General features: G+C 71.6%; 5 protein-coding genes and 1 pseudogene. All 6 read right to left on the bottom strand.

Annotated elements, in window-relative coordinates:
- Positions 1–170, bottom strand: a pseudogene (locus tag AB0L59_RS16490) (GntR family transcriptional regulator); the annotation flags it as partial.
- Between the two features lie 40 nt (positions 171–210).
- Positions 211–984: a glucose 1-dehydrogenase gene (locus AB0L59_RS16485; protein WP_365583553.1), complete on the bottom strand. Its 774-nt coding sequence runs from the start codon at positions 982–984 to the stop codon at positions 211–213.
- A gap of 54 nt (positions 985–1,038) precedes the next feature.
- A complete protein-coding gene (locus AB0L59_RS16480) occupies positions 1,039–3,138 on the bottom strand; it encodes an alpha-galactosidase (protein ID WP_365583551.1) in 2,100 nt (699 codons plus the stop codon).
- Positions 3,135–3,983, bottom strand: coding sequence for a carbohydrate ABC transporter permease (locus AB0L59_RS16475; RefSeq protein WP_365583548.1), 849 nt, complete (start codon positions 3,981–3,983; stop codon positions 3,135–3,137). Before AB0L59_RS16475 ends, AB0L59_RS16480 begins: the two co-directional genes overlap by 4 nt.
- Positions 3,983–4,918, bottom strand: a complete 936-nt coding sequence (locus AB0L59_RS16470; protein WP_365583601.1) for a sugar ABC transporter permease — start codon at positions 4,916–4,918, stop codon at positions 3,983–3,985. Before AB0L59_RS16470 ends, AB0L59_RS16475 begins: the two co-directional genes overlap by 1 nt.
- 1 nt (position 4,919) lies before the next feature.
- On the bottom strand, positions 4,920–6,209 hold the full coding sequence (locus AB0L59_RS16465; RefSeq protein ID WP_365583546.1) for an ABC transporter substrate-binding protein: 1,290 nt from the start codon (positions 6,207–6,209) through the stop codon (positions 4,920–4,922).
- Between the last annotated feature and the right edge of the window lie 73 nt (positions 6,210–6,282).

Here is a 6,282-nt window from a genome sequence, read left to right as displayed (position 1 = left end):
GCGGCGAGCACCTTCAGGGACTCGCGCAGGGCGGTGAGGCTGACGTCGAGTTCACTCTGCAGCGCCACCAGGTCGAGCGTGGCCCCCTCGGGGATCCCACCGCCCAGGATGCGGCGCGCCAGTGCCTCCACGGTCTGGCCGTGGACGCCGCGGCGGGCGTAGGGCGTCATGTCGTAGAGCCTTTCTTGGTTCGCGGGCGGTCGGTGGTGCTCACGCGGAGGACTTGACGACGCTCCAGCCGCCGTCCACGAGGAGGTGGGAGCCGGTGATGTAGCCGGCCTCGTCGGCGCTGAGGAAGGCGATGGCGGCGGCCACCTCCTCGGGGGTGCCGAAACGGCCGGCGGCGGTCTCGGCGACGCTGCGCTCGCGGTCGGCCTCGGAGACCCGGTCCCAGGCGGCGGTCAGGATGGGGCCCGGTACGACGGCGTTGACGCGGACCTCGGGGCCGTACTCGACGGCGAGCTGCCCGCACAGGGAGAGCAGCGCGCCCTTGGTGGCCGCGTAGGCGGGGTGGCCGGGGATGCCCTTGTGGGCGTGCACGGACGAGGTCAGCACGACGGCACCCCGGCGCTCGCGCAGGTCGGGCAGGACGGCGCGAAAGCCGAGGAAGCCTCCGGTGAGGTTGACGTCGAGCTGGCGCCGCCAGGACTCGGGCGTCATCTCGTGGGCGGGGCGGACGTCGACGGTGTAGGCGTTGGAGACCAGGACGTCGACCGAGCCGAAGGCGTGGGCCGCGTCGACGACGCGGGTCCAGTCGTCCTCGCTGGAGACGTCGGCGTGGACGTAGGCGGCCCGGCCGCCGCCCTTGGTGATGCGTTCGGCCACGGCCTCGCCCCGCTCGTCCGCGATGTCGGCGAGCACGACGGCGGCTCCCTCCTGCGCGAGGCGTTCGGCGGTGGCCGCTCCGATGCCGGAGGCGGCTCCGGTCACCACGGCTGTGCGGCCGGCGAAGCGTGCACCGTACCGTCGTGCGGGCTGGTCCATCGTGGGGTTCGGCTCCTTCGTGGGTGATGGGGGTTCGGCCGGGCGGCCTCGGGCCTAGCCGCGGGTCAGTACGACGAGCCGGGCGTCGTGGCCGGCGGTCCAGGCGAACGGCAGACCGTAGTGCAGCAGGTGGGCGCCGCTGTAGTCGGTGCCGGTCTCCTCGTCGCGGTAGGCGGCGGCCGGGTCGAGTCCGCGCAACCGGAGCCGGGCGGGGCGGCCGGGCAGCAGCGGCGCGCCGTCGAGGGCGCCGGTGCTGAACGCGGCGACGACGGTGCGCCGGCCGTCGGTCTCGTTGTACTGGACGCCGCAGGTCGGGTCCTCGGGGGTGCCGAGCAGGCGGGTCTCACCGTGGTGGACGACGTCCCGGATCTCCTTGTAGCGGCCGATCCAGCGGGCGGCCTCGGCGCGCTGTTCCGGGTTCCAGGAGCGCAGGTCGGCGCCGATGCCGAGGACGCCGCACATCGCCAGCACGAACCGGAAGGCGAGGGAGCGGGGCCGGGGGTCGAACACGCCGGGCGAGTCGGTGACCCAGGAGCTCATCACGTGCGGGGCGTGCGCGTGCAGGAAGCCGTACTGGATGGCGAGCCGGTCCAGGGGCGCGGTGTTGTCGCTGGGCCAGACCACGTCGGTGCGGGCCAGGGTGGCGTGCTCGATGCGTCCGCCGCCGCCGGCGCAGCCCTCGACGGTGACGTGCGGGTGGGCGGTGCGCAGGTGGTCCAGGACGCGAAGGTAGCCGGCGACGTGTCCGGCGTCCAGGTCGAGCCGGTCGGCGGGTCCGGCGCCGGGCCGGCCGCGCTCGGTGGGCGGCCGGTTCATGTCCCACTTGAGGTACTCGACCGGGTACTCGGTGAGCAGCCGGTCGAGGGTGCCGATCACGAAGTCCTGCACATCGGTGCGGCCGAGGTCGAGCAGGAGCTGGTTGCGGACCAGGCGGCCCGGGCGGTCCTGGACACGGTAGACCCAGTCGGGGTGTTCGGCGTACAGGCGGCTGTTCGGGCTGATGGCCTCCGGTTCGACCCACAGTCCGACGCCGAGGCCGAGGGCGCGCACGTCCTCCGCGAACCGGCCGAAGCCCTGCGGGAACCCCGCCGGGTCGGGGTACCAGTCGCCGAGGCCGCCGGTGTCGTCGGCGCGGCCGGTGAACCAGCCGTCGTCCACGACGAACAGTTCGGCGCCGATCTCGGCGGCCACCTTGGCGAGTTCGAGCTGGTCGGCCGCGTCGACGTCGAAGCCGGTGGCCTCCCAGGAGTTGTAGAGGACCTTGCGGGTGCGGGCCAGGCGGTCGCCGGCGAGGTGCCGCTCGTAGCGGTGCCAGACGCGGGCGAGACCGTCGCGCCCCTCGGGGCTGAACGCGCAGGCCAGGCGCGGGGTGGTGAGGGTCTCGCCGGGCCGGAGGAAGACGGCCCCCTCGTGCGGGACGCGGCCGGCGCGGACGCGGACGGCACCGCCGGGTTCGGCCTCGGCGGTGATGTGCCAGTTGCCGGGCCACTCCAGGGCGATGCCGTAGGTCGGGGCGGTGCCGTCGTCGGGCAGGGCCGCGTCCTGGACGGCGAGACAGGGGGCGTAGGCGTGGCCGGGCACGCTCTGGGTGCTGCCCATGGTGAATGTGCCGTGCCTGAGGTGGAGTTGCGTGTGCGTGAACTCCTGTGACCACTGTCCGGAGAGGTAGGTGAGCCGGGCGCCGTCGGTCACGGGCACGGTGATCGCCCCGGAGTCGAGGCGTTCCAGGCGGAGTTCGCCGTCGCCGGTGCAGGTCAGCTCGGTCCAGCGCAGGACGACGTCGGTGCCGGGCACGAGGGCGTAGCACAGGGTGGTGCGCAGTCCGGCGACGTCGTCGGTGAACGCCAGGCGCAGGCCGTCCGCGTCCTGTTCGGCCCCCGCGAACTCCCACCACACGCCCCGCTGGTCCCCGGAGTGCCCGACGACGAGGTCGGCGCCGGTGAAGGGGCGCTGGCCCTGCGGCAGGTACTCGGCGGGGGCGGCGTCGGCCGGGGTGATGAAGTGGGTGCGTCGCGACCAGTCGAGGGCGGACGGGCCGTCCTCCGCGCCCAGGGGTCCCCAGGCGTCGAGTTCCGCCCAGGGGCCGTCCGGGGAGAGCCGTACCGTGTAGCTGGTGCGCTCGGTGCGCAGGGTCCAGCGCTCGTAGGAGGTCATTTCACCGCTCCGAGGTTGAGGCCGGCCACGAAGTGGCGCTGGAACCGCAGGAACACGGCCACCGTGGGGGCGGCGGCGATGACGGATCCGGCCGCGATCACGTTCCACATGGAAACGTACTGCCCCTGCAGGCCGATCAGGGCGGCCGTGATGGGCATCTTCGTGTCGCTGCGCAGGACGGTGATGGCCCAGAGGAGGTCGTTGAAGATCCAGGTGAAGGCGAGCGCGCCGAGGGCGGCGAGCGCGGGGCGGGTGAGCGGGAGGATGATCCGCCAGAAGATCTGCCAGGGGCCGGCGCCGTCGACGACGGCGGCCTGCTGGATCTCGTGCGGGATGGCCCGCATGAACCCGTGAAGGACGAAGACGTAGAAACCGACGCCGAAGCCGATCTGCACGCCGATGAGGGCGGGCAGGGTGTCGTAGATGCCCATGATCTCGCTGAGCTTGGACACCGGGATCAGCAGGATCTGCGGTGGCAGCAGGTTGCCGCCGAGCATGAGCAGCAGCAGGGTGCGGCGCAGCGGCATCTCGTAGCGGCTGAGGGCGAACGCGGCCATGGCGGCGAGCGCGAGGGTGATCAGCACGCAGGGGACGGTGACGATCAGGCTGTTGACGAGGGCGCGCTGCTGGCCGCCGTCGACCCAGGCCTGGCGGAAGTTGCCGAGGGTGAAGGAGTGCGGGAGGCTGCCGAGCCCGTTTGCGGCGATGTCGTCGAACGAGCGCAGGCTGGTGACGAGGACCAGCACGATGGGCAGCAGCCAGAGCACGGCCAGCAGTCCGGATCCGAGGTGGAATCCGGCGGTCGCCGCCCGCCTGCGCCTCAGGGCGGTCGAGTTGGCGGACATCAGTCGGCCTCCCGGAACGCGCGGACGAGGTAGGAGCAGATGACGCCGAAGGCCAGCAGGAAGATGACGACGGCGAGCGCGGAGCCGTAGCCGAGCCGCAGGGACTGGAAGGCTGTGGAGTACATGTAGGTGCTCAGCAGTTCGGACGAGTGGTAGGGGCCGCCTCGGGTGAGCGACCAGACGACGTCGAAGGAGCGCAGCGAGTCGATGACGATGACCGACAGCACGACGGCGTTGACGCTGCGGAGCTGCGGGAGCGTCACGTGCCGGAAGCGCTGCAGGCCTCCGGCGCCGTCCATCTTGGCCGCCTCGTACAGGGAGGGGTCGATGCCCTTGAGGCCGGCCAGGTAGAGCACCATGACGTAGCCGATCTGCCGCCACAGGGCAGGCACGATCACCGCGTACAGGGCGGTGTCCTGGTCCGCGAGCCAGGCGTGGCGGAGGCTGCCGAGGCCGACGCCCTGGAGGACCTGGTTGAGCACGCCGTCGGGCTGGTAGATCGCCTGCCAGACGAGGGCGGTCGCCACCAGGGAGAAGACGACGGGCAGGAAGAGGGCGGCGCGGTAGAAGCCGACGCCGCGGCGTTCCTGCTGGAGCAGCAGGGCGGCGGCGAGGCCGAGGATCGCGGACAGTCCGCCGAACAGCAGCAGCCACAGGACGGTGTCGAGCGCGGCGGTCCGGAAGACCTCGTCGTGCACCATCTCCTGGAAGTTGCCGAGACCGACGAACCGGGGCGGGGAGACGCCGTCCCAGGAGGTGAGGGCGAGGTAGAAGCCCTGGAGGGCGGGCCAGAACACCCACAGGGCCTCGGCGAGCAGGGGTATGAGGACGAACGCGAGGACGAGCGGCGGGGTACGGCGGACGGGTCCCCGGCCGCGCCCGCCGCTGGACGGTGTGACCGGCGGGGCCTTGCGCGGCGTGGTGAGCACTGCCACCTCAGGCACTCCAGATCTTCTGGGCGTCGCGCTGCCAGGTGGTGAGGATGGAGCCGACGTCCTTGGGCTTGGCGATGAACTTGGTGAGCGCGGTGTCGGCCGTGGGCTGGAGGGCGTCGCTGGAGTCCCGGTTGAAGAACTGCGTGACCTCGGCGGCGGACTCGATGTGCGCGCGACCCTTCTTCACCAGGGGCGTGCCGGCGTCCTTCGCGTCGGGGTTGCAGGGCAGGACGGTGCCGGAGGAGCCCTTGATGTAGATCTCCTGGGCCTCGGCGGTGGCGAGGTACTTCATCAGGTCGCCGACCTGCTTGACCCGTCCGCTGCGGGCGCTGGCGAAGTAGCCGTCGGTGGGGGCCTCTTCGGCGAGCGGGACCTTGGGGTCGATGACCGGGAAGCGGAAGAAGTCGATGTCGTCCAGGGCGTCCTTGGGCGCGGCGTCGGCGAAGAAGGTACCGATGAGCATCATGCCGGAGCGGCCGTTGAGCAGCGCGGTGGTGGCGTCCTGGAAGGCGACGGCGGTGCCGTTGGGGTCGAAGTAGGGCAGGACCTCGGTCCAGCGGTCGAAGACCTTGCGCACCTCGGGGTCGTCGAAGCGGTGCTTGCCGGCGAGCAACTTGCGGTGGTAGTCGGCGCCGTTGACGCGGATGTTCAGGTAGTCGAACCAGGCGGAGGCGACCCAGGCTGTGTTGCCGCCGGCACCGAGGCCGATGGGGGCGACGCCCTTCGACTTGAGTTTGTCGCACAGGCCGAGGAACTCGTCCCACGTCTTGGGCTCCTGGACGCCCCACTTGGCGAAGTTTGACTTCCGGTAGAACATCCCCCACCAGTAGTAGGTGGACGGCACGAACACCTTCTTGCCGGAGCTGGAGGTGCACAGCGAGTTCAGCGCCCTGGGGTAGCGCTTGAGGTCGGGCGAGGACGCCCAGACGTCATCGAGGTCGAGCAGCAGGTCCTTCTTGGCGTAGGCGTCGGCGACCGAGCCGGGGTACCACGTGTAGACGTCCGGCGGGTTGGCGGACGTGAGGTACGTGGGAAGCTGGGTGCGGAAGGTCTCGGCGGCGACGGTGTTGAGGCTGACGCGCTCGGATCCCTTCTTGGCGTAGGCGGCGGCCAGGTCCTCCATCGCGGCCTTGGCCTGCGGCGCGGAGAGGTTCGACTGGAGGGTCACCGGGCCCGTGGCAGGGGACTTGGCGTCGGAGGTGGAGGTGACACAGCCGCTGAGCAGAGCCGCCGTCCCGGTGGCACCGAGTCCGGCGAGGAAACGCCGACGGCTCGTCTGAAGGTTCGTCATGAAGGGCTCCCTGTGGATTCACGCGACGGGGCCGTACGGCCAGGGGCCGGGCGCGGCCCCGTCGCGGCGAATC

Source organism: Streptomyces sp. NPDC052109 (genome assembly GCF_040680195.1).
GTDB lineage: Bacteria > Actinomycetota > Actinomycetes > Streptomycetales > Streptomycetaceae > Streptomyces.
Note: the sequence above shows the minus strand (reverse complement) of the source record. Positions and strands in the feature narration are given on the sequence as shown.